This is a genomic window from Methylocapsa polymorpha (assembly GCF_045689225.1).
GTDB lineage: Bacteria > Pseudomonadota > Alphaproteobacteria > Rhizobiales > Beijerinckiaceae > Methylocapsa > Methylocapsa polymorpha.
In genome coordinates this window covers 3,229,838-3,252,992 of record NZ_CP136862.1, presented here as the reverse complement: position 1 = coordinate 3,252,992, position 23,155 = coordinate 3,229,838, and the positions used below count along the sequence as shown (strand labels likewise).

Annotated in this window: 13 protein-coding genes; 6 read left to right on the top strand and 7 right to left on the bottom strand. The window is 61.8% G+C overall.

Features of this window, described 5'->3' with window-relative positions; all coding sequences use genetic code 11:
• Positions 1-213: 213 nt before the first annotated feature.
• From acpS to RZS28_RS14985, 3 genes are all read right to left on the bottom strand, one after another.
• Positions 214-657: a holo-ACP synthase gene (acpS, locus tag RZS28_RS14995; RefSeq protein ID WP_407338543.1), complete on the bottom strand. Its 444-nt coding sequence runs from the start codon at positions 655-657 to the stop codon at positions 214-216.
• A 48-nt stretch (positions 658-705) separates the two neighbouring features.
• On the bottom strand, positions 706-1,464 hold the full coding sequence (locus RZS28_RS14990) for a pyridoxine 5'-phosphate synthase (RefSeq protein ID WP_407338542.1): 759 nt from the start codon (positions 1,462-1,464) through the stop codon (positions 706-708).
• Positions 1,465-1,568: 104 nt separating this feature from the next.
• Entirely contained in the window at positions 1,569-3,374 is a 1,806-nt protein-coding gene (locus tag RZS28_RS14985) for an ABC transporter ATP-binding protein (RefSeq protein ID WP_407338541.1), read from the bottom strand.
• Between the two features lie 479 nt (positions 3,375-3,853).
• On the opposite strand from RZS28_RS14985, the gene RZS28_RS14980 reads away from it, so the two are divergent.
• The gene (locus RZS28_RS14980; protein WP_407338540.1) at positions 3,854-5,620 is read left to right on the top strand and encodes a hypothetical protein; all 1,767 of its coding nucleotides are present in this window, start codon (positions 3,854-3,856) and stop codon (positions 5,618-5,620) included.
• 63 nt (positions 5,621-5,683) lie between these two features.
• Here RZS28_RS14980 and RZS28_RS14975 read toward each other — a convergent pair whose 3' ends face one another.
• Positions 5,684-7,894: a RelA/SpoT family protein gene (locus RZS28_RS14975; RefSeq protein ID WP_407338539.1), complete on the bottom strand. Its 2,211-nt coding sequence runs from the start codon at positions 7,892-7,894 to the stop codon at positions 5,684-5,686.
• Positions 7,895-8,144: 250 nt separating this feature from the next.
• Entirely contained in the window at positions 8,145-8,540 is a 396-nt protein-coding gene (gene rpoZ, locus RZS28_RS14970) for a DNA-directed RNA polymerase subunit omega (protein ID WP_407338538.1), read from the bottom strand.
• Positions 8,541-9,061: 521 nt separating this feature from the next.
• Here rpoZ and RZS28_RS14965 point away from each other — a divergent pair.
• Together RZS28_RS14965 and RZS28_RS14960 are read left to right on the top strand one after the other, a co-directional pair.
• Positions 9,062-9,682: an NYN domain-containing protein gene (locus RZS28_RS14965; protein ID WP_407338537.1), complete on the top strand. Its 621-nt coding sequence runs from the start codon at positions 9,062-9,064 to the stop codon at positions 9,680-9,682.
• Positions 9,679-10,398 (top strand): uracil-DNA glycosylase, encoded by a 720-nt coding sequence (locus RZS28_RS14960; RefSeq protein WP_407338536.1) that lies wholly within the window; start codon positions 9,679-9,681, stop codon positions 10,396-10,398. Before RZS28_RS14965 ends, RZS28_RS14960 begins: the two co-directional genes overlap by 4 nt.
• 3 nt (positions 10,399-10,401) lie before the next feature.
• On the opposite strand, the gene RZS28_RS14955 is transcribed toward RZS28_RS14960, so the two are convergent.
• Together RZS28_RS14955 and fabI are read right to left on the bottom strand one after the other, a co-directional pair.
• The gene (locus RZS28_RS14955; RefSeq protein ID WP_407338535.1) at positions 10,402-14,484 is read right to left on the bottom strand and encodes a Pls/PosA family non-ribosomal peptide synthetase; all 4,083 of its coding nucleotides are present in this window, start codon (positions 14,482-14,484) and stop codon (positions 10,402-10,404) included.
• A gap of 695 nt (positions 14,485-15,179) precedes the next feature.
• Positions 15,180-16,028: an enoyl-ACP reductase FabI gene (fabI, locus tag RZS28_RS14950; RefSeq protein WP_407338534.1), complete on the bottom strand. Its 849-nt coding sequence runs from the start codon at positions 16,026-16,028 to the stop codon at positions 15,180-15,182.
• A 247-nt stretch (positions 16,029-16,275) separates the two neighbouring features.
• Here fabI and RZS28_RS14945 point away from each other — a divergent pair, with 247 nt between their 5' ends.
• From RZS28_RS14945 to RZS28_RS14935, 3 genes are all read left to right on the top strand, one after another.
• A complete protein-coding gene (locus RZS28_RS14945; RefSeq protein ID WP_407338533.1) occupies positions 16,276-16,824 on the top strand; it encodes a sigma factor-like helix-turn-helix DNA-binding protein in 549 nt (182 codons plus the stop codon).
• 12 nt (positions 16,825-16,836) lie between these two features.
• The gene (locus RZS28_RS14940; protein ID WP_407338532.1) at positions 16,837-17,739 is read left to right on the top strand and encodes an anti-sigma factor family protein; all 903 of its coding nucleotides are present in this window, start codon (positions 16,837-16,839) and stop codon (positions 17,737-17,739) included.
• Between the two features lie 174 nt (positions 17,740-17,913).
• A complete protein-coding gene (locus tag RZS28_RS14935) occupies positions 17,914-23,148 on the top strand; it encodes an alpha-2-macroglobulin family protein (RefSeq protein WP_407338531.1) in 5,235 nt (1,744 codons plus the stop codon).
• The last annotated feature ends 7 nt before the right edge of the window (positions 23,149-23,155 follow it).

Below are 23,155 nucleotides of genomic sequence, written 5' to 3'. Positions count from 1 at the left end.
ATTCATCGTGGAGATGGTCCGGGATTCTGGCCTCAAGCGCAACCGCCGGACCGGCGGACTCGCTCATTACCATGCGGCGACACGCGGGTACAGGGCAGGCGCAGGGACGATGCCCCCTGCCCTCAAAAGCTTGCGCCGCAATGCTTTGAATTGGGACGGCTGGCTTGACCTCTCTCCTGCTACGCGCCGGCTCCGGCTTCGCTCGCGAATAATCTATGCCTCCAGCACTTCGCGGCTCGGCGTTTGGAAGCTCGCAGCGACCTCCTCGACCGCCTCGATGATAACCTGAGCCTGCGCTAGCGGATATTCATCGGTGAGGGTCAGATGAATGATCGCCCGATAGCCTCGCGGCGTCAATTTCTCCAGCCGCGCCGCGGCTCCTCCAGTCAAGCACAAGGTTGGCTTGCCGGAGGGCAGGTTGACGACCCCCATGTCGCGCCAGGCGACGCCGAAGCGAAGCCCTGTGCCAAGCGCCTTGGCGCAAGCCTCTTTGGCCGCGAATCGCTTCGCATAAGAGGCGGCCCGCCCTGCCCGCCCGTCGGATTTGCGGCGCTCGACGTCGGTGAAGCACCGATTGACGAAGCGCTCGCCGAAGCGCGCGAGCGAGTCCTCAATGCGGCGAATATCGCAAAGGTCATTGCCAAAGCCTATGATCATTGGTTCAATCCACATCGCAGCACATCAAGCCGGTCGCCCCGGGGCGTCTCACGCCGCCCTCGCCCGCCCAGCGTCCATGGCCGCGCGCATCTTGGCCACGGCCGCGCCGAGACCGATGAAGACCGCCTCGCTGATCAAGATATGTCCGATATTGAGTTCGACAATCTGCGGCAGCGCGGCAATGATTTCCGCCGTCTCGAAATCGAGCCCATGGCCGGCGTGACATTCGATCCCGCGTCTTGCCGCATGGGCGGCTGCGGCCTTGATCCTGGCGAATTCGCGCCCCGAGCGCGCCGCGTCGCCATCGATCGCCGCATTGCACCAGGCCCCCGTATGCAGCTCGACGACAGGGGCGCCGATCTCCACGGCCGCATCGATCGCTTCCACGGCGGGCTCGATGAAAAGCGAGACCCTGATCCCGGCGCGGCCCAGTTCGGAGGCGAAGGGCTTCAAATGATCGTGACCGCCGATGACGTCGAGGCCGCCTTCGGTCGTGCGCTCGGTCCGCTTCTCGGGCACGAGGCAGGCGGCATGCGGCCTGGTCTTGAGCGCGATGTCGAGCATCTGGTCGGTCGCCGCCATCTCGAAATTGAGCGGCTTCGAGATCGCGGCCTTGATATGCGCCATGTCGTCGTCGCGAATATGGCGGCGGTCCTCGCGCAGGTGAGCGGTAATTCCATCGGCCCCCGCCTCGATCGCAAGGAGCGCCGCGCGAAGCGGATCGGGAACGGCGCCGCCGCGCGCATTGCGCAGCGTTGCGACATGATCGACGTTGACGCCAAGACGCAGGCGAGGCGGGTGCGGCATGAAAGATTACTCTTGATGCTTATTCGATCAGGCTTGCGGAAGGAACGGCGGGGCCGGTCGTCGAACCGCCGCTCCAACGCTCGATACCATGAAAGCGGGCGGCATCAAGATGCGAGCCCGTGAATTTGCTGCCTGGTCTCCGATGCGTCCGAAAACGCCGGCGCGCTTTGCGTCTCGAAAAGGCGACGATAAACGCCCCCCGGCTTGACGACGAGGTCCTTGTGCGCGCCCTCCTCCACGACGCGGCCGGCCTCGAAGACAAGAATCCGATCAAGGCGCTGGACCGTCGAAAGCCGGTGCGCGACAACGATCGTCGTGCGCCCCGCCGAGAGATGGTCGATCGCGTCGCGGATCAGCGCCTCCGAAAGAGAGTCGAGACTCGACGTCGCTTCATCGAGGACGAGGATCGGCGTCGCAGCGAGGATCGCGCGGGCGATAGCCACCCGCTGCCGCTCGCCGCCGGATAGCTTGACGCCGCGTTCGCCGACAAGCGTCCGATAACCGTTCGGCAAGCGGTCGACGAAAATATCGGCATGCGCCAGCGCCGCGGCCTTTGCGATCGCCGCCGGCGTCGCGTCGGGCCGACCATAGGCGATATTGTCCGCGATCGAGCGATGAAACAGCGCCGGATCTTGCGGCACGAGGCCGATCGCCCGGCGCAAGCTCGCCTGGCTGACCTTGGCTATATCCTGGCCGTCGATCAGAATCCGTCCGCCGTCGAGATCGTAAAGGCGCTGCAACAGCTTGACGAAAGTCGATTTTCCGGCGCCCGACACGCCGACCAGGCCGATTTTTTCGCCGGCTCCAATTTCGAGAGAGAAACGATCGTAGAGCGGCTCCGCCGCCCCGGCATAGCCGAAGGTGACATCGTCAAACAAAATGCGTCCATGAGTCACGACCAGCGCCTTGGCGCCGGGCAGGTCATCGACATGAGGCTCGGTCTCGCAAAAGACTGCGACATCCTCCATTTCATTGATCGCCCGCTGCGCATTGCGCACGTGCTGGCCGATGTCGCGAAGATAACCGCGCACCAAGAGCTGAACCGAGACGAGGCTCGCCATGTCGCCGGCGCCCGCGGCTCCTCTCGCCCAAAGCCAGAGTCCCGCGCCAAGCATCACGGCTTGCATCGCGAGCAGGACGCCGGATTGCGCAACGCCAGTCCAGGCGCCCCTGTTCCAGGAGACCAGGGTCCGCGCCTTCCACTCCTCAGTCAGACGCGCGAAGCTGGCCTCCTCCCGCGTCTCGGCCGCGAACGCTTTGACGACCGGATTGGCTGTGAAGCAATCGGCGAGAACCGCGCTTATTCGCGAATCATAGGCTTGCGCCGCGCTGCTCGCTGGAGCGACCCAGGCGACGGAAAGGCCGATGCTGACGGCGAGGTAGGCAAGAATGGAAAGAGTAACCAGAACGCCAAGCATGGGCCAGCGCACAAGAAAAATCGAGCTGATGGTCAGGACTATTATGAACGCCGGCGCGAATTGAAAAACCATCGCGTCGGTCAACGAATCGAAGGCCCACATGCCGCGCGTGATCTTGCGGACGGTCGCCCCTGCAAATGAATTGGTGTGCCAATCGGCGGAAAATCGCTGCACGCTCGCGAAAGCGTCGCCAACGAGTTGCTTCATCGCCGCGCCGGTGAACTGGATGACGATGAATTCGATCGCGCTTCGCAAGCATTGAAACGCCAGAACCAGAGCTAGAAGCCAAGCGAGCGCCTCGATCCCGCGCGCAGGGTCGCGATCTTCGCGCGTCGCCAGGGCGTCGACGAGACCGCCCGCCGCAAAAGGCGTCGCCACGTCAACCAGCGACGAGACGACGCGCAACACGACGAGCGCTGCAAACTTGCGCGGACTCTGGCTCCAATACCGCCAGACGAAGCGCAAGACCTGCGCAAAAGAGGAAGCCGACATTGTTCAGCGCAGCGGCTCTTCGCCGCCGCGATCCCGAAATAAGGCCGCAACCGACGCGCAGCCCGGTCGAGGCGTCGCGCGGCAGGGCGATGGAAACGATAAATTTGAATGCGGCGAACTCGGCCGCCTTAAAGCATTGGCTCAGCCAATCTCGGCTACGCCAGCGCAGCTTTCCGACTTGCTTAAAGCGCTTTGGCCTTGACAGGAAGCCCAAAAGCGCTGCGCCGCCTCGTTCTGCCGGATTTGCGCCGCGCGCCCGGCGCGACTTCGCGCGAGGCGCTGATGTCTCCCACTCAAACAGTTCCTTTTGTGGAACCCGGCTTGCGAAAAACAGGTTTGCCCAATCAATCCCCCGCCGCCGCCGCATTGCCGACCTCAAGCTGACACATGACAGATCAATACACTTCATTCCGGTCAAGCCACAGTCTTTGGCCATGATCGAAGTCAACGAAAAGAAAATCTGCTAAGGAATATCTCCTATGATGAGAAAAATAATGCCTGCGCTGGCCGGCATTTTAATTGCTGCTGGGGCGCTTCAAGCAAGGGCTGCTACAGTCACCATCGGCGAAACGAATGTTCTCGTCACTGATGATTATGACAACGCAAACTTGTTGCTTGCGCAAAATGCGCCATTGGCTCAAGCCGCAACCATAGAAAGCCTTTCATTCTATGTCTCGCAGGCGGCAGGCAAGCTTCGTCTCGGCATCTATGATTCAACAGGCGCCAATGGCGGCCCCGGGCTCAAAAAAGCCGAGACCGCCGAAATCACGCCAGTCGTGGGATGGAACACAGCCAATGTCGTCGCGCCGACAAGCCTGCCGGCCGGAACCTACTGGCTTGCCTATACGACGAACTATAACAGCCTGCATTTCGTAAAGGGCCAGACGGCAGGCGTTCATGAGGTAAATGTTGGTCGTGCCTATGGCGCGATGCCTACGACATTTCCAACGCCAAGCGGCGGAGATTCTTCCCATTGGTCGTTTTATGCGACGCTCAACACAACCGGGTCCGCTCCGAACATAGCCGCCGTCAAGGTCAACGATTTCCTGAATTCGCTCGGCGCCAATACAAAGTTCGATCAAGGCGCAGATCCCGCCAAGACGCTCCCAATGATCCAATATCTCGGCTTGCGGACATTGAGAGCCGGGGGCTCGACAGCGCCATTGGTCATTCTTCACAATCAGACGGGCGTGCTCTTCGATATCGGGCTCGGCAGCGGTCCAACGGATGCGACTATTTCGACCGTTCTCGCCAACGCCCGGACCCTGGCGAGCGCCGGCGCCTTGACGGCTTTGGAAGGAGCGAACGAGCCGAACAATTTCGGCGGCACGTATCAAGGACAATCCTGCTGCATCCATAGTGGAACGTGGGCGCCGATGGCAAAGATGCAGCGCGACTTTTACAGTGCGGTAAAGGCTGATCCGGTTCTCAAAAATTATCCGGTTTTCGATGTCAGCGAAGTTGGCGCTGAGACCAGCAACGTGGGAATGCAATATCTGACAATTCCGACGGGCGCCGGCTCGTCGATGCCTACCGGCACAGTCTACGCGGATTACGCCAATAACCATAATTACGCGGTCAGCAATTGCTCCGGATATCATGACAATCAGGCGTTCAACGCGTCGGTTCCTTACGGCGTTTTGTGCTATGATGACATTTTCAACGAAAATGGCGTCACTTGGGCGAAGGACTATAACGGATATTCGCAGAGCGCCCTCGCAACGCTTCCAAAGGTCACCACGGAAACAGGCTGGTGGACGGACGGCACGCCCACAGGAGACGACAGGCAAGGCAAGATATTCCTGAACATCTATCTGGACCAATACAAGCAAGGATGGAAATACACCTACATATATGAGATAATGGATTTTACGGACGGCAAGGATGGATTCTACGCAAATTATACGACGCCTAGAAAATCCGCGAATTACCTACACAATCTGACGACGATTTTGGCCGACAACACAAGCGCCTTTACAGCGGGCCAGCTCAGTTATTTTATTTCAAATGAGCCTGCGACCGTGCATGACATGCTCATGCAAAAGTCCAATGGCCTCTTTGAGCTGGCGGTGTGGGGCGAACAAGCAAGCGGATCTAACAATGTCACGGTGAGTTTCGGCTCAACGCATTCGTCAGTGAAGGTCTATGACCCAACCGTCGGAACGACGCCGATAAAGACCTTCGCCAATGTCGGCTCCGTTCCTCTGACGATGAGCGATCATGCGTTTATTCTCGAGGTGCAATAATCAAAAGCGGCTTGTGCGGCGCGCGCTCTTTTCCAGCTTCGCGGATCAAGCGCGAGCCGCCCCTTATCCGTTCACCCGCTCGACTTTGCTGACCACGGGCCGCGCCCGCAAATGTGAAATGACGGCGTTCAAATGCTTTAGATCATTGACCTCGACGTCAATGATCATCTCGCGAAAATCCGCCGAAAGCGGATTGATGACAATATTGTCTATATTGGCGGCGTGATCTCCGATCACCGTCGCGATCGCACCCAAAGTGCCGGGCTCATTGATGGCCGTTATGACGATGCGCGCCGGAAAGAAATCCTGTCTTCCATCCTCAATGTCCCAGCGCACGTCGAGCCAACGTTCGGGCTGCTCGTCGAAAGCGGTCAGATCGGGGGATTGGATCGGATAGATCGTGATGCCTTCGCCCGGCGTCAAAATGCCGACGATGCGATCGCCTGGGACCGCGCCTCCATTCGGCGCAAAGCGCACCGGCAAATCCCCCTGAAGGCCGCGAATGGGGATCGACTTCCGATTCTGCTCGTCGCTTGTTTCGCCGGGAAACTTGAACACCAGGCTCGCCGCCTTTTTCAGGCCGAACCAGCCGGCCTCGCCACGCGGGCGCGGCGCGATCGTCTTTCGCTCGTCCATGAATTCGGGATAGACCGCCTTGACGACGTCGCCGGAAAACATCTCGCCGCGGCCGACCGCGGCGAGCACATCGTCGACGCTGGCGCGCGCAAGACGGGACAGAACGCTTTTCAGCTTGTCCTCGGTATAGGGCTTGCCGGCCCGCTCGAAGGCGCGGGTCACGATCTGCCGGCCGAGGCCGGCGTATTGCGCCCGCACGGCGTCGCGCGACGCGCGCCTGATCGCCGAGCGCGCCTTGCCGGTGATGACCAGGGTTTCCCACACCGCGGGAGGGATCTGGCCTTCAGCGCGCGCGATCTCGACTTCATCGCCGTTCTGCAATTCGGAGAGCAGCGGCGCATGGCGGCCGTTGATCTTCGCCCCGACCGCCGAATTGCCGACATCGGTGTGCACGGCGTAAGCGAAATCGATCGGAGTCGCGCCGCGCGGCAAGGCGATCAAGCGGCCCTTCGGAGTGAAGCAGAACACCTGGTCGTGGAACAGCTCGAGCTTGGTATGTTCGAGAAACTCCTCAGGCGTATCGCCCTCCGCGAGCAGCGAGATCGTCCGGCGCAGCCATTGATAGGCGCGGCTCTCATTCGTCAAAGTCTCGCGGTCGGCGACGCGCCCATCCTTATAAAGCGCATGGGCCGCAATGCCGTTGCGGGCGATATCCTCCATAGCCGCAGTCCGGACCTGAAGCTCGGCCCGCTGCCGGCCGGGACCAACGACCGTCGTGTGGATTGATTGATAGTCGTTCTGCTTTGGCGTCGAGATATAATCCTTGAAGCGGCCCGGCACCACCGCCCATTTGGTATGCACGACGCCGATGACGCGGTAGCAATCCTCCACGCTCGAGACAATGACGCGAAAGCCGAATATGTCGGAAAGCTGCTCGAAGGCGATCGATTTCCGCTCCATCTTGCGCCACACCGAATAGGGCTGCTTCTGGCGCCCTTCGACCTTCGCGTCTATGCCGCGGGCGGCAAGCTCGTCGGCGAGCTCCTTCTCGATCTTGACGATGATCTTCCCGTTTTTCTTGTGCAGCTCCTCGAGCCTCGCAGCAATCATCGCATAGGCGTCCGGCATGAGATGGCGGAAAGCCAAATCCTCGAGCTCGTCGCGCATCCTCTGCATGCCCATGCGCCCGGCGAGAGGCGCATAAATATCCAGCGTCTCCTCGGCGATCCGCGCCCGCTTGTCCTGCGTCATGAAGTGAAGCGTGCGCATATTGTGCAGGCGGTCGGCGAGCTTGACGAGAAGCACGCGGACGTCTTCGGCGACAGCCAAAAGAAGCTTGCGGAAATTCTCCGCTTGCGCCGCGCGTTTCGAAACGAGGTCGAGCTTCTTCAGCTTGGTCAGCCCGTCGACGAGGCGGCCGATGTCGCTGCCGAAGAGCCGGTCGATTTCCTCCCGGGTCGAATCCGTGTCCTCGATCGTGTCGTGCAGCACGGCCGCGACGATCGTGGCGTCGTCGAGCTTCATGTCGGTGAGGATCGCGGCGACTTCGAGCGGATGTGAAAAATAGGGGTCGCCGGAGGCGCGCTTTTGCGCGCCATGCGCCTTCATGGCGTAGACATAGGCGCGATTGAGCGATACTTCGTCGGCTTGCGGATTATAGCGCCGCACGCGATCGACGAGTTCATATTGCCGCATCATGGCTTTGATCGACCCGCAGTTCGAAACGCAACAGCGGACCGGCCGCCGTTACGCCGCCGGCTTTAACAAAATTGACCTTCCAGGCGACGTCAATATCAAGGCTGTTGCTGAAGCGCGCCGGTCTTTCGACGCTGCGCGCTCCGCCCGCAAGCCCACCGATCTCCGCGCGGCGTCCGCTGCTCCCGATTCGCGACCATTAACGCACGGCCGCATCGGAGCAGCGCCGCCGCATGCAACGCTAACGTCAGGCTCAGTCGCCGTCGTCTTCCGTTTCGGCCGGCGGCACCAGCCCTTCGAGCCCGCGCAAAAGATCCTCCTCAGTCATGCGATCGAATTGAATATCTCCCAGAGCGTCGGAGCGCGCCTCTTCCGACACGGCGGCCAAGGCCGGCACCGCTTCGGCCTCCGGCTCATCCACTTCGACATGTTTCTGCAACGACTGGATAAAGTCCTCCTTGAGGTCCTCCGGCGCCAGAGTCGAATCCGCGATCTCCCGGAGGGAAACGACCGGGTTCTTGTCATTGTCGCGGTCGACCGTGATCTGGCTGCCCGCCGCGATCATGCGGGCGCGATGAGCCGCGATCAGGACCAGCTCGAACCGATTTTCAACCTTGTCTACACAGTCTTCGACGGTGACGCGGGCCATGCTGCGCTCGCTCCTTGTTAGTGCGACTCTTTTGGATTATTTTGATTTAGCCTCGAAGAGCTTGCGCTGGCAAGATAAAACCCCAAAAAGGCGGCTCGCCGCCGGCAAGGGCTATGGTTGACGCGGCTTTCGATCGCAAATCTTTCCTTTGATGCTGTAGCTTGACGGGAAGCCACGCCTCTGACACAGAGACGCACGAAGGCCACATTTGCATTTTATGCTTGGTCTTATATTTAATTGCGGTGATGCTTTTATGCAGCTAGCGCGAGAAACGGACGCCAATGCGCCATCCTATATGGATGGTTCCGGTTCGCTCCATGTTCGTCTTCGAGTTTTTCGTCAGGACATGCATGGGGAGAATGACTAATAGGGGGCTATCCGTAGTTAAGGAACTATCGCCGGAATTGGCGCGCTCGTGCAAGCATCGCAACGACCATGGAGTTTTTTGTTCTCGCTCCTGGCCAAGAAGTACAATAAAAACAAGCAAGAGCAACAAACGAGCATGCTAAAGAGATACGTTTATGGCTGACCAAGAGCGAATTGCGCTTTTTATCGATGGCGCCAATTTATACGCGACCGCGAAATCTCTCGGCTTCGATATCGACTACAAGAGACTCCTCAAAGAGTTCCAATCAAGAGGAAAATTAATTCGCGCATTTTATTATACTGCGCTGGTGGAGGATCAGGAATATTCCTCGATTCGTCCCCTCGTCGATTGGCTGGACTATAATGGCTACTCGGTCGTAACGAAGCCTACCAAGGAATTCGTGGATTCCCTCGGCCGCCGCAAGGTCAAAGGAAACATGGACATTGAGCTCGCCGTCGACGCCATGGAGATGGCCGAGCACCTTGACCATATCGTGCTTTTTTCCGGCGACGGCGATTTCCGCTCCCTTGTCGAAGCAGTCCAACGCAAAGGCGTCCGCGTGTCCGTCGTCTCCACCAACGCCACGCAGCCGGCCATGGTGGCGGATGAATTGCGGCGGCAGGCGGATGAATTCATCGACATCGTCCATCTCGCTTCGAAAATCGGCCGCGACGCCGGCGAACGGTCCGAGCGGCCCCAAAGGGGGCAGGATCGGCGCGCTGCCGCGCAGACCGGCAATTTTGATCCGGAACTGGTGGACGATCGGTTGGAGTGAGCCGGAAAGCCGTCGCGGCGACTGCCGGGCCGAAGGGAAAAAGAGCCGAGCCCGACGCGGACTGCCAGATCTGTCCGCGCTTGGCGGCTTATCGCGCTTCCGGGCGCGCCGAAGAGCCAGACTGGCATAATGCGCCCGTGCCAAATTTCGCGGCCGCGAACGCCCGTCTCCTCATCGTGGGTCTGGCGCCGGGGTTGCGTGGGGCCAACCGCACCGGGCGCCCGTTTACCGGCGACTTCGCCGGCGACCTTCTTTACGAAACGCTGCTCGACTTCGGTTTCGCCCAAGGCGCCTATCGCGCTCGCGTGGACGACGGCCTTCGGCTCGCCGGCTCCGCCATCACCAATGCGGTGCGTTGCGTTCCGCCGCAAAACAAACCGACGCCGCAAGAAATCAACGCGTGCCGTCCTTTTCTCGCCGCGACGATCGAGAGCTTGCCTGATCTTTGCGCGATCCTGGCGCTTGGCCGGATCGCCCACGACTCAATCTTGCGCGCGTTTGGCCAGAAACTATCAGCGTTCCCATTCGCGCATGGGGCCGAACATATCTTGCCCGAGGCCGGGGCCGTGACGCTCTTCGACAGTTATCATTGCTCGCGCTACAACACCAATACCGGCGTTTTGACGCCGCCGATGTTTCGGGCTGTCTTCGCCAGCTTGCGCGCCAAGATCGATGCAGTCGAGAACGCTGATCAACCTTCCAAAGGCATGCCCTAGGCTCTAGGCCGCCGCCTTTTCGGCGATTTCCGGCGGCGCGAGCTTCGGCTCTGCGGGCGCGCCGACCCATTCGGAGTTCGCCGGGATGTGCTCGCCCTTCATCACCAGAGTCAAAGGTCCAAGCCGCGCATAGTCGGCGACAAGAGTATCGTAGAGGACCGTAGAGCCGGCGCCGACGGTCACTCCCTTGCCGACATTGACTCTTCCGACCTTCATGACGCGATCCTCATAGAGATGCGTCTGCAAGGCGCAGAGTTCGTTGAGGGCGGCGAAATCGCCGACGCTCACGCAGTCGAATTCGGTGATGTCCGTCATGTTCATATAGACGCCGCGCCCGAATTTCGTGCCGAACAAGCGCATGAGCCAAGGCAGGAACGGGGTTCCGCGCAAGTGATCGAGCAGCACCTTGCCGGCCATTCCCCAATAGATGACCGCGACCGCCTCCGTCCGCATCGCCCACCAGGACCACATCGGCCGCACCAGCGGTTCGTAACGTCCCATGGTGATCCATTTCAGGCCGATGACCACGAGCGTCAGGCCAAGGCAAATGGCGACCGAGGAGACCGTGAAGAGCGCGAGCATCTCGAAGTATCGTCCTTCGAGAACGCTCCGCGCAAACCATTCCACGGCCCAGGTTCCAAACGTGATGAACAACATGGTCGGCAGTGAAATCGTCACCGCCTCGAAACAGGCGCGCGCGATTTTCTTCCAGCGCGGGGCCTCATAGGTCCAGTTCGCGCCGCCGACGTCGAATGTCTGCCGGACCGGCAGCTTGATCGGCGGCGAGCCGAACCAGGTGTCGCCCTCGCTCATCAGATGATTGGCGGGCGGCTTGGATTTGATGCCGATCAGCGCATTGGCCGGTATTTCCGCGCCGGTCGGCACCACGGCGCTATTGCCGACAAAGACGCGCGGACCGGTCTTGACGCCCTTCAGATACATCCAGCCATTGCGGATTTCCTCGTCGCCGAGGATGACCTCATCGGCGATGAAGCATTTCTCGCCAATCTCGACGAGATCATAGCGGCCAGACAGATTGGTCGAGATTTCCGCGTCCTTGCCGATCTTCGCGCCCATCAACCGGTACCACGTGCGCATATAGACCGTCGCATAGAGGGACGACAGCGTCTCCAGCGTGATCTCGGTTGCGAGTGCGACCGCCCATTTGCGCAAATAGAACCAGGAATGGACCGAATAGGTCCCGGCGCGCACCCGCGGCAGAATCACCCAGCGGCACGCGGCGATGAAGCCGACGGTGACGAGAACCATCACGAAAGACGTGGGCCAAGCCATGACCGGAATTGACGCCATGTAGAGCATGCGATCGACATCGGCGACGCCGATCAAATCGTCGATCCGGTCAAACACCCAGAACGCCGGAAAGATCGGCAGCAGGCCGAGCGGCGGGATCGCCAGCAGCAACGCCCCATAAATCACCGTCATGACAAATCGACGGCCCTTTGAGGCGACCGAAGGCGCGTCCAATTCGGCGCGATCCACCTTGCCGATCTTGCGCCCTGGCGAACCGTCCCAGGACTCCCAGGCGCCGACGCGGCCGCCTGAGCTGATCGAGGTGAGGTCGCCGAGCTCGGCGCCCTCGCCGATGACGACATTATCCTCGAGCACGCAGGACGACCCGATATAGGCATGCGCGCCGATCTCTATGGAGCCGATGACGAGCTCGTTCCCCTCCACGCGCGCATTGGCGAAATTCCCGATGGACCCGATGCTGGCCCCGGCGCCGATGGTGATGAGATCGACGGCGCCCGGCTCGATCTCGCCAATGATCGCGTCTTTCCCGATCTTCGCGCCCAGCGCGGCGAGATAGAGCCTGATGAACGGCGAGCCCTGGAACCATTTGATGTGGACGAGGCCAAGAAACCGTTTCACCAGCCACCAGCGGAAATAATACACGCCCCATAAGGGATAGCGGCCAGGCTTGGTGCGGCCGATCACAAGCCATTTCGCCGCGATGACGATGGCCACGGTTGCGATATTGATGCACATATAGACGCCGATGAGCGAGGCGACCTCCTCGCCGAAGCTGGCGTCCGCGCCGGTCAGAAGCATGTAGCTCACAAAGACGCCGAGCCATTGCGCGGTGACGAGCGCAAGAATGACCGGCAAGGCGACGGCCTGGGCGAGGCCGCAGAGAAAGCGGCGCAGCAAGGGCGGCGGCGCGAACGACAGATCTTCCGTTGTCGCGCCATGTCCCCATTTGCGATCGAGAAGCTCGGCCAGCGCCCGGATCGAACGGGCTGTGTAGACATCCTGCAAGGTGACGCGCGCCAAAGCCGGCGTCTCGCGGACAAGCGAAATGAACCGCGCGGCGAGCAGGGAATGACCGCCGAGATCCGTAAAGAAATCCGCGTCGAGAGGGATGTTCTGCGGCGGGAGCACGCGTTTCGCCGCGGCGAGGAGCTTCGCCTCGGTCTCGGTTCGCGGCTCTTCCTGGGCCTCGCTTGCGTCGCTCGCAGTCAAAGCGACAAGCTTCAGGCTCTTGCGGTCGACCTTCCCGGAGGAGAGCTGCGGCAGGCTCTCCATCAGCTCGAACCGCGCCGGCACCATATAGGGAGGCAGGCTTGCGCGCAGAGCGCTGCGCAAGGCGCGCGTCTCAAGCTCGGCGCCCGACGCGGGGACGACAAATCCGACAAGCTGCTCGAGCCCATCGTCAATGCGCAGCACGACGGCCGCCTGCGACACATCCGGAAGGTCGGTGAGCTTCGCCTCGATCTCGCCGAGCTCGACGCGAAAACCACGGATCTTGACCTGATCGTCGATGCGGCCGTGAAAGACGAGATCGCCATTGGAATCCATCGTCACCGCATCGCCGGACCGGTACAAGATCGGATCTGGCGCATCCTCGGGGGCGGCCCCGGCCAAGAATGGATTGGCGATGAATTTCTCGGCGGTGAGCTGGTCGCGGCCCATATAGCCTTTGGCCACGCCAGGGCCGCCGATGAGAAGCTCGCCCTCGACATTCGCCCCGACGAGGGCTTGATGCTCATCGGCGACGTAGCAGGAATAATTTGCAATCGGCCGCCCGATCGTGACCGGGGCGCCGGGCCGCACTTCCCCAACCGTCGCAACGACCGTCGTCTCGGTCGGTCCGTAGGAATTGAAGATCCTGCGCCCCGGCTTGCACCAACGATTGGCGATCGCCGACGGGCAGGCTTCGCCGCCGAGGATGATGAGCCGCAAGGTCGGGACGTCGCGCGGCAGGAGCGCGAGCAGGGTCGGTACGGTGTCCAGCACCGTCACGCGATTGGCTTCGAGCACGTCGGGAAGCTTCTCGGCCTCGCCCATGATCTCGGGAGTCGCGACAAAAAGCGTCGCGCCGGCGAGATAGGGCAGCCAGATCTCCTCCATCGATAGATCGAAGGCGACCGAGGCGCCTTGGAAAACGACGTCGCTTGCGCGAACTTCAAAGATTTCGTTGGCGGCGCGCAGATAGTGGCAAATATTGCGCCCGGAGATGACGATCCCCTTCGGCGTTCCGGTCGAGCCCGAGGTGTAGATGAGATAGGCCGGGTCCTCCGGCCGTGCGCCAAGCGCCCGCGCGTCGACTCGGCTGTCGTCCGCTGCATCAATGAGGTCTTGCGCGGTCCAGGCCGGACATGGGGCCAGACCCGCAAGCTTCGGCGCCAATGCGGCGGAAGTCACAATGCCGAGGGCTTCGGCGTCGCCGAGACAGACGGAGATGCGTTCAACCGGCGCGTCGGCGTCGAACGGAAGCCAAGCGCCGCCCGTCTTCGCGATGGCGATCTGAGCGATCAGAAGTTCATGGCCGCGCGCCATCCAGAGGCCGGCGACCCGCCCCGGACGAAGCCCCTTGCGGATCAGGCCGCGGGCGAGAGCCTCGGCTTTCGCGTCAACTTCCGCATAAGTAAGCTTCCCCTCCTGCGTCGCCATGGCGATCGCTGAAGGCCGCGCGGCGACGGTCGCCGCGAAAAGCTCGCACAGCAATTCGTCGCGGATCAAGTCCGGCCGCGCCGGACCGAGCAAGACCGCGCCTGAATCGGCGCTCAAGCCGGAGCCCTCTTCAATCGCCGGTAAAGCTTTGGCGGTCGCCAAACGATGCTGCATATTCAATTCCGTTTATGAAGCTAGCTAGACCTTATCTATATTGATCGGCCATGGAAAAAATTTCACAATCCCGATTTGAGGTCCGTGATTCGCCGCACTCCCGAGCCGCCACTTCGCCGAAAGGCTCGGCGATCGAGCTTAGACAGCGTCTCTTGTCGATTCGATAAATCGTGACCGCCCTCATCTGACGTCAGCGGGCAAAATTCATTGGATAAATCAGCGCGATCCGCCAATTTAAACGCTAACCAGGATTTCTTAACACTCCGACACACATGGTCGCCCTTGGAAATCCTGCAAGGCGCGCCGCAAAAACTGAGGCTACCCTTGAGCTCCTTTTCCCAAAACAAAATGCGAACTCGCCATTAGGCTCGTCCTTACAAGCGCTGCGATTTATTTGAAATCATTGAGAGGTCGATAATGAGGCGAATGGGACCGAAAGTTCGGAACTGCAGCGTTTTCGCAACAAAATCGGCTCGAGCGCGCGCGTTTCATCTCAATCCTGGGCGCGGGCAATCGATGGATGGCGGTTCCGAGCCTGCCTATTGTTTCGATTCCCGACTGAACGGGCAATGAACGCCGCCGGCCTCCAACGCGCCGTTCCTGAAAAAAGGGCGAGCGCAACCCTGCGTAGGGCCACGCGTCCGCTTCCGGCAAATATTTGAATCAGAGACGGCGGGAGCCTTTGCGGCCCGGATCTAGTCCTTGCCGAGAACCGCTATATCCGGGGCGGCCGGGTTTTTCATGCCGACCACATGATAGCCGGCGTCGACATGGAGGATCTCGCCGGTGACGCCGCGCGACATGGGCGAGAGCAGAAAGGCGGCGCTCTCGCCAACTTCCTCGATCGTCACCGAGCGGCGTAGCGGCGCGTTATATTCGTTCCATTTGAGAATGTAACGGAAATCGCCGATCCCCGAGGCCGCCAGCGTCTTGATCGGCCCCGCCGAAATGGCGTTGATCCTGATGTTCCGCGCGCCGAGATCAGCGGCGAGATAGCGCACGCTCGCCTCGAGCGCGGCCTTCGCGACGCCCATGACGTTATAATGCGGCATCCATTTTTCGGCGCCGTAATAGGTCAAGGTCAGCATCGCCCCGCCGTCAGGCATCAGCTTTTCAGCCCTCTGCGCGACGGCCGTGAAAGAGTAGCAGGAAATCAACAGCGAATTGCTGAAATTCTCCGCCGTCGTGTCGACATAACGGCCGGTCAGTTGGTCCTTGTCGGAAAAGGCGACGCAATGCACCACGAAGTCGAGATTTCCCCAGATGCGTTCGATCTCGGCAAACGCGGCGTCGAGGCTTGCGGCGTCGGTCACATCGCAATGACCGAGAACTTTCCCGCCAAGCTCCTGCGCCAGCGGCCGAACCCGCTTTTCAAGCGATTCGCCCTGATAGGTGAAGGCGAGTTCCGCGCCAGCCTCATGAGCCGCCTTGGCGATGCCCCAGGCGATGGACCGGTTATTGGCGAGGCCCATCACCAGGCCGCGCTTCCCAGTGAGGATTCCAGAGGTCTTCAGTCCAGGCGTCATGATTTCCGGTTGCGTCATTCTCGATCCGGACCAGAGAATAGGGATGCGTTCGATGGGAACGGCCGCTGCATCAGCCGCGTTTAAGGGGTGCGCGTGTTTAACGCAAGGTAGCCCAGGATAGAAGTGCCCTGGAAAAAAGGAGCGTTGGCGGACGCGAAATTTTGTTTCCGCCATAGGCAGAAAGGTCGCCGCGCTCTAATATTGTCAATTTCAGGGGGGCGGCCGCACCAAAAGGCCGGTAAAGGCGCTGATGAGGAGCGCGACAGTGAATTTGCGAGACGATCTGAACTTGAGCGCGCCGCGGCTTCGCCGCTATGCGCGAGCCCTTGTCACAGGCCATCCCGGACCGAGCGAAATTGCCGACGACCTCGTCCATGCGACCTTGCGGCGCGCTCTCGAGGGCGGCATTCCCGGCCGGCGGGCTGACCTCAATATTCATCTTTACTCCTTTATCACGGACATGCACCGCGAAGCGCTCCGCACTGCGAAGCTCGGTGCAAGCGCTGCAGTCGAAAAGGGAAGCTTTTACGCCGGAGGACCGCGGACTGCGGAAAAAATGCCGAACCTTTGCTCCGCCCGCGACAGGCTCTCAGGCGCGCTCGGCGGCTTGAAGCTCGAGGAAAGGGAGGCGCTATTGCTCGTCGCCCTAGAGGGATTGAGCTACGCGCAGGCGGCGCGGGTGTTGAAGATTTCTCGGCCTATTTTGCTCGCCCGGCTGTCGCGCGCCCGCGCGGCGCTCGGCGATATTCTGTCGATCGTAACGCCCCCGCATAAGGCCAAGCTACGCCCGGCTCATTTGCGGCTCGTGAAATAGAAAGTCACAGGCTTGACCGGCTCCCTGCCTCCCGTCAGCGATGAAGACCTGCACGGCTTTGTCGATGGCGAGGTTGAGCCGGCGCGACGCGACGCCATTCTGCGCTTCCTATCCGCTTCGCCCGCCGACGCCGCGCGGGTCGAATCATGGCGGCGCCAAAATGAAACGATCCGCGCGGCGTTCGCGCGCGTCGAAGCCGAGCATGTCCCTTCATTCCTGTCGTTCGCGCCGCCGGAAAGCCGAAGCCGATTTCCCTGCAAGCTCTTGTCCGGGCAGGAGCGCTTCGCCGCAGGCGGAAAAGCCGAGGGCGGCGGCGCCGCGAACGCGCCATGGCGCTACAGGCAAGCATGCCTTCTCCTCTTGGCCTTTGCGAGCGGGATTATCGCGACGATCGGCGCGACGCTCCTCGCCGATCGCATCAATGCGCCGGATCGCGCGCTGATTGCGCGGAGCGACCATCTGCCGGCGCCCGTGGACTCGGATTCTATTTTCGTCGGCAGGACCGTCGCAGCCTTGCAATCCTTCGCGCCCCAAGCCTCGACCGCAACCACGAAACCCGCCGCCGCCATATCGGACAAGGCGGCCGTCGGACAGCGTCAGACCGCGCTCGTCCTGCCCAATCTCTCGGGCGCAGGCCTGCGGCTCGCCGGCCTCCGAGTCTTGCCGAGCGAAACCGATCGCATGTTCTGCTTTTTCTACACAAAGCCGACGGATGTTTCCCTTGCGCTTTGCGTCGAAAGGGCGGCGGACGCCGGAGCCTCCGGCTTTCACCAGGTCGGGCATTTTCCATCCAGCACGATCGATTGGCGGCAAATGGGCGCCAGATACGCCCTTGCCGGAGCGCTCGCCGACGCCGAGCTTCGCACTTTGGCCGGACAGGCCAGCGCCGAGATCGAAGCCTTCGATGCGCGGTAGAGGATATTTTCAAAAATTGACAGACTTTTCGACGAGGATGCGCGGCGCTCTGCGAACTTGAGCATGCCCTTGACGAGCGTCAAATTATCTTGACGAAAATACAGCATTGTCAAAGCTAATTTAATTATCTTCAAATGTTTGCGTCGCCAGATCCGGCGCCGACGGGAGAATGCGATGAGAGCGATCCTTTTGGCGTTGGGTTTGGCGCTGAGCTTCTTCGCCGCTCCGGCGCAGGCGCAAAAGAGCTTCACGAGCGAGGATCTGGCGAGCGCCGCGATCCGGCTGGAGGAGCAGATTGGCAAGGATGCGGGCGGCTCCGCCCAGCGGCCTCTCGCTCAATTGCGCAAGGACGCGCAACAGGCCATCTCGCGGGGAAATTTCAAGGACGCGATCGCGCCCCTCGCCGCCATTATCGCGGCGAATCCAAAGGACGCCGGCGCCTGGCTCGCCTATTCGCGGGCCGCGATCCCAGCCTCGGAAGATTCCCGCACGATCGCGAGCGGCGATAGCTACGCGCTCCAGCAGAACGGGACGACGGCGGCCTATATCGCCTATGAACGCGCGGCCGCTAAGCCCGACCAGGCCGCGGCCCTGGCTTGGCTCGGGGAAATTTACGCCAAGCGGGAGATGTGGCGCCTGTCGCTCAACGCCTATCGCGCGAGCCTCGATCTCGCCGATGTCGCCACGGTGCGTAAGACCTATCAGGACGAACGCGAAAAATACGGGTTTCGCATCCTCGACTACAAGGTCGACAACGAGTCGGCCTCGCCCCGGGTCTGCTTCCAATTCTCAGAACCCTTGGCTCGCGGCAGAGTGGATTTCGCGCCCTTCGTCGCAGTGTCCGGCGCCGCGAACGGCGCGATCTCGACCGAAGATCAGCAGCTTTGCGTCGAAGGCCTAAAGCATGGCGAGACTTATAAGATCATCCTGCGCCAGGGCCTGCCCTCTTCGGTCGGCGAAGCGCTTTTGCGGCCGGCCGACTATGAAATCTATGTCCGGGATCGTTCGCCCCAGGTTCATTTCACCGGCAAGAATTACGTCTTGCCCCGCGTCGGGCAGGAAGGCGTCCCGGTCGTCTCCGTCAATACGCAAAAGATCGCCGTGGACATTGTGAGGATCGGCGATCGAAACCTCTTGCCGACGGTCCGCTCCGAGGATTTTCTTGCGCAACTCTCATCCTACCGGATCAAGCAATATATCGAGACCGACGGCGCCAAGATCTGGTCTGGGACGCTCGACGTCAGCCCCGAGCTCAATCGCGACGTCACCACCGCCTTCCCCGTGCTCGAGGCGGTCGGTCGGCTCGAGCCCGGCGTCTATGTGATGGCCGCGAAACCGGCCGACGGCCAATCGCTCGCCGGCGACGGCGATGACGAAAGCGGCGGCACGGTCGCCACCCAATGGTTCATCGTTTCGGATCTCGGCCTCACGGCCTTCAGCGCGAAGGACGGAATCCATGTTTTCATCCGCTCGCTGGCGAGCGCCGCGCCGCTGCCCGGACTCAAGGTGCGTCTGATCGCACGCGACAATGAGATTCTTTCCGAAACAAGCACGGATGGCGCAGGACACATCCATTTCGATCCGGGGCTTTCGCGCGGCGCCGGCGGGCAGGCCCCCGGCATTCTCGTCGCCGAGGACGGCAAAGGGGATTACGGGTTCCTCGATCTGCAGCAAACGGCTTTCGACCTCACCGACAGGGGCGTCAAAGGCCGCGAGGCGCCGGCGGCGCTCGACGCCCTCGTCTTCGCCGAACGCGGCGTCTATCGCTCGGGCGAGACGGTTTTCATCACCGCGCTCCTGCGCGATGGGAAGGGGGCCGCGCGTCTCGCCTTGCCCCTCACGCTCGTCGTGAAACGCCCTGATGGCGTCGAATACAGGCGCGTCCAGGTCGAGGACCAAGGCGATGGCGGGCGGGCGCTTGACTTGCCCTTGCTGTCAGGCGTTCCCACGGGGACATGGCGCATCGAGGCCTTCGCCGACCCGAAGGCCGAGCCTATCGGGCGAGCAAGCTTCCTCGTCGAGGATTACATTCCCGAACGCCTCGACTTTTCGCTTAAAAGCGCGGCCGCCGCTGTGCGCGCCGGCCAGCCCGTCGAGATCGCCGCCGCAGCCCGCTATCTTTATGGCGCGCCTGGAGCAAATCTCGAAATCACCGGCAGCGTCGAAATCCGTCCAGCCGAGGAAGCGAGCCTGCCCGCTCTCAAGGGCTATGTCGCAGGACTGCAAGACGAGGATTTCGAAAAGATCAGCAACGATCTCGAGGAGAGCGTCACGACGGACGCCAAAGGCGCGGCGACGGTGCTCGCGCCTATTCCGGAAGTCGACGCGCCGCGTCCGCTCGAAGCCAAGATCATCTTGCGCGCCGGCGAGCCCGGCGGCCGCGCGGTCGAACGCGCGCTGGTCCTGCCGATCTTGCCGAAAGGCGGACTGATCGGGGTCAAGAAGAATTTCACCAATTTGAGCGAGGGCGCGGCTGCGACATTCGACGTGATCGCGATCGACTCCAATGGCTCCCGCGTCGCGCGCAAAGGCGTCGCCTGGTCGCTATATCGGATCAGCAATGACTACCAATGGTATCGGTCCGACGGCCGGTGGAATTTCGAACAGGTGAAATCGTCGAAGCGCGTCGCCAGCGGAACGATCGACCTCAACGTCAACGCTCCCGCCAAGATTTCTGCGCTCGTTGGTTTCGGCAAATACCGGCTCGATCTTGTGAGCGACAATGGCTCGGACGCGCCGACGAGCCTCAGCTTCGAAAGCGGCTGGTCGGGCGAGGCGAGCGCGCAGACGCCGGATCTTCTCGACGTCTCGATCGACAAGACGAATTACAAGCCCGGAGAGGATTTGCGCTTGCGCATCGCCTCCCGCTTCGCCGGCGCGGCGATGATCGCAATCGTCAGCGACGCCGTGCGTGATGTGAGGACCTTCGATCTCGCCCAGGGCGATACGGTCAAGGCGATTCCGGTCTCAACCGATTGGGGCGCAGGCGCCTATGTCGTGGCGCTCGCCCATCGCCCGCTCGACAAGGCGGCCAATCGCATGCCCGGTCGCGCCATCGGCCTCGCCTGGTTCTCCATCGACGCCGACGCCCACAAGATCGACGTCAAGCTCGATCCCCCAGCCAAGGCGCGGCCGCGCGGGCCTTTGACGATTCCCGTTCAAATCACGGGTCTGAACCCCGGCGAGGAGGCGAGAATCACCCTCGCGGCGGTCGATGTCGGCATCCTCAGTCTGACCCATTATGAGCAGCCCGATCCGCGCGACTATTTCTTCGGACAGCGCCAGCTCGGCGCCGAGATCCGCGATCTCTACGGCCTGTTGATCGACGGCATGCAGGGGACGCGCGGCGCGATCCACTCAGGCGGCGACGCCGGCGCGGATCTGGGCTCGGAGCGTCCGACGCAGGAGCCGCTCGCGCGTTTCTCGGGCGTCGTCAAGGTCGGCCCCGACGGCAAGGCGAATGTCACCTTCGACCTGCCCGCCTTCAATGGAACCCTGCGCGTCATGGCGACGGCCTGGACAAAGACCAAGGTCGGCAGCGCGAGCGCCGAAGTGATCGTTCGCGATCCCGTCGTCGCGCTGGCGACGGCGCCACGGTTTCTCTCCCTCGGCGACCGCTCGCAAATCCATGTGCAGATCGACAATGTGGAAGGGAGGCCGGGAGATTATTTTCTGGACCTCGGTCTGCGCGGCGGCGTTTCCACATCGGGCGACGCCCCGCGCCGAAAAATCAGGCTCGACGCCGGCGCCCGCAAATCGGTGACGATCCCCATTTCCGCCACCGGGCTCGGCCGCGCCGAGATCGATCTGAAGCTAAGCGGCCCGGATTTCAACGGGCCGCAGACGGTCGCATTCAACGTCCTGCCGGGAACGTCGGAGCTTTATCGCCGGACGGTGCGCACGCTCGCGCCCACGACGAGCCTCACGATCTCGAATGATCTTGTCGCTGACTTCATACCGGGAACCGGAGCGGTCTCCGTCGCTGTTTCGTCTCTTGCCGGGATCGACGTCCCTGCCCTTCTGCAGGCGCTCGATCGCTATCCTTACGGCTGCACCGAGCAGCTCGTCAGCCGCGCCTTGCCGCTCCTCTATGTCAACAAGCTTGCGAAAGCCGAGCAGCTCGGGATCGACCCCGATGTCGACGCGCGCATTCGCGACGCGATCGAGCGCGTGCTCGCGCGTCAGGATTCGAGCGGCGCCTTCGGCTTGTGGTCTGCGGACAATGCCGACGACATGTGGCTGCACGCCTTCGTCACCGATTTTCTCACCCGCGCGCGCGAAAGCAATTTCAACGTGCCGCAAAGACGGTTCGATTCCGCCCTCGAGCGGCTGCGCAATCTCGTCGCCAATGCGAATGATGTCGAAGCGGGCCAAGGGGCCTCGATCGCCTATGCCGCTTATGTTCTGGCCCGCAACGGCCGTCCCGTCATGGGCGATCTGCGCTATCTGGCCGACACCAAGATCGATCAGTTCGAAAGCCCGCTCGCCCGCGCCCAGCTCGCCGCCGCGCTTGCGCTGCTCGGCGATCGCGGCCGCGCTTCGGCGGTCTTTTCCAAGGCGACCGAACGCTTGAGCACGATCGGCAATCCGCTTTATTCGAGCGCCGATTACGGCTCGCGGCTGCGCGATGGCGCGGGGCTTCTCGCGCTCGCCGTCGAGACCGCCATGCCGACGGCGGAAATTTTCCGCGCATCGAAAATCGTCGAGGACGCCCGCGCCAAGACGGCCATGACGAACACGCAGGAAAACGCCTTCATGGTCCTCGCCGCCGAGGCGCTCGCCAATGAGGCCGTGACCGCCGACTTGTCGGTTGGCGGCGTCCCGCACCAAGGCGCCTTCTACAGAACATGGCGCGCCGCCGCGCTGGACAAAGGGAGCGTCGCGATCGCCAATACGGGTCAGGCGCCCGCCCGCATCACGGTGACGACCTCCGGCAATCCTCTGACCAAGGAGCCCGCCGCGCAACAGGGCTATCAGATCGAACGCGCCTATTACACATTGGCGGGCGACAAGGTCGATCCCGGCGCGATCAAGCAGAACGACCGCTTCGTCGTCGCCCTGAAAGTCACCGAATATGAAGCCGCCTTCGCGCGGCTTCTCCTCGTCGATCATTTGCCCGCAGGGCTCGAGATCGACAATCCGGAACTTTTCGAAGGCGGCTCGACCGAGGCTCTCGCCTGGCTCAAGAAATCCGTCGAACCCATCCACACCGAATACCGCGACGATCGTTTCATAGCGGCCTTCGCGCGCGACGGCCAGGAGAAGGCGGTCTTCAGCCTGGCCTATATCGTGCGCGCCGTCACGCCGGGCCATTATGTCCTGCCGCCAGCCACGATCGAGGACATGTATCGCCCGGAGCGGTTCGGCCGAACCGCTTTTGGCGCGATCGACATCGCGGAGCCCAAATGAAAGGCTT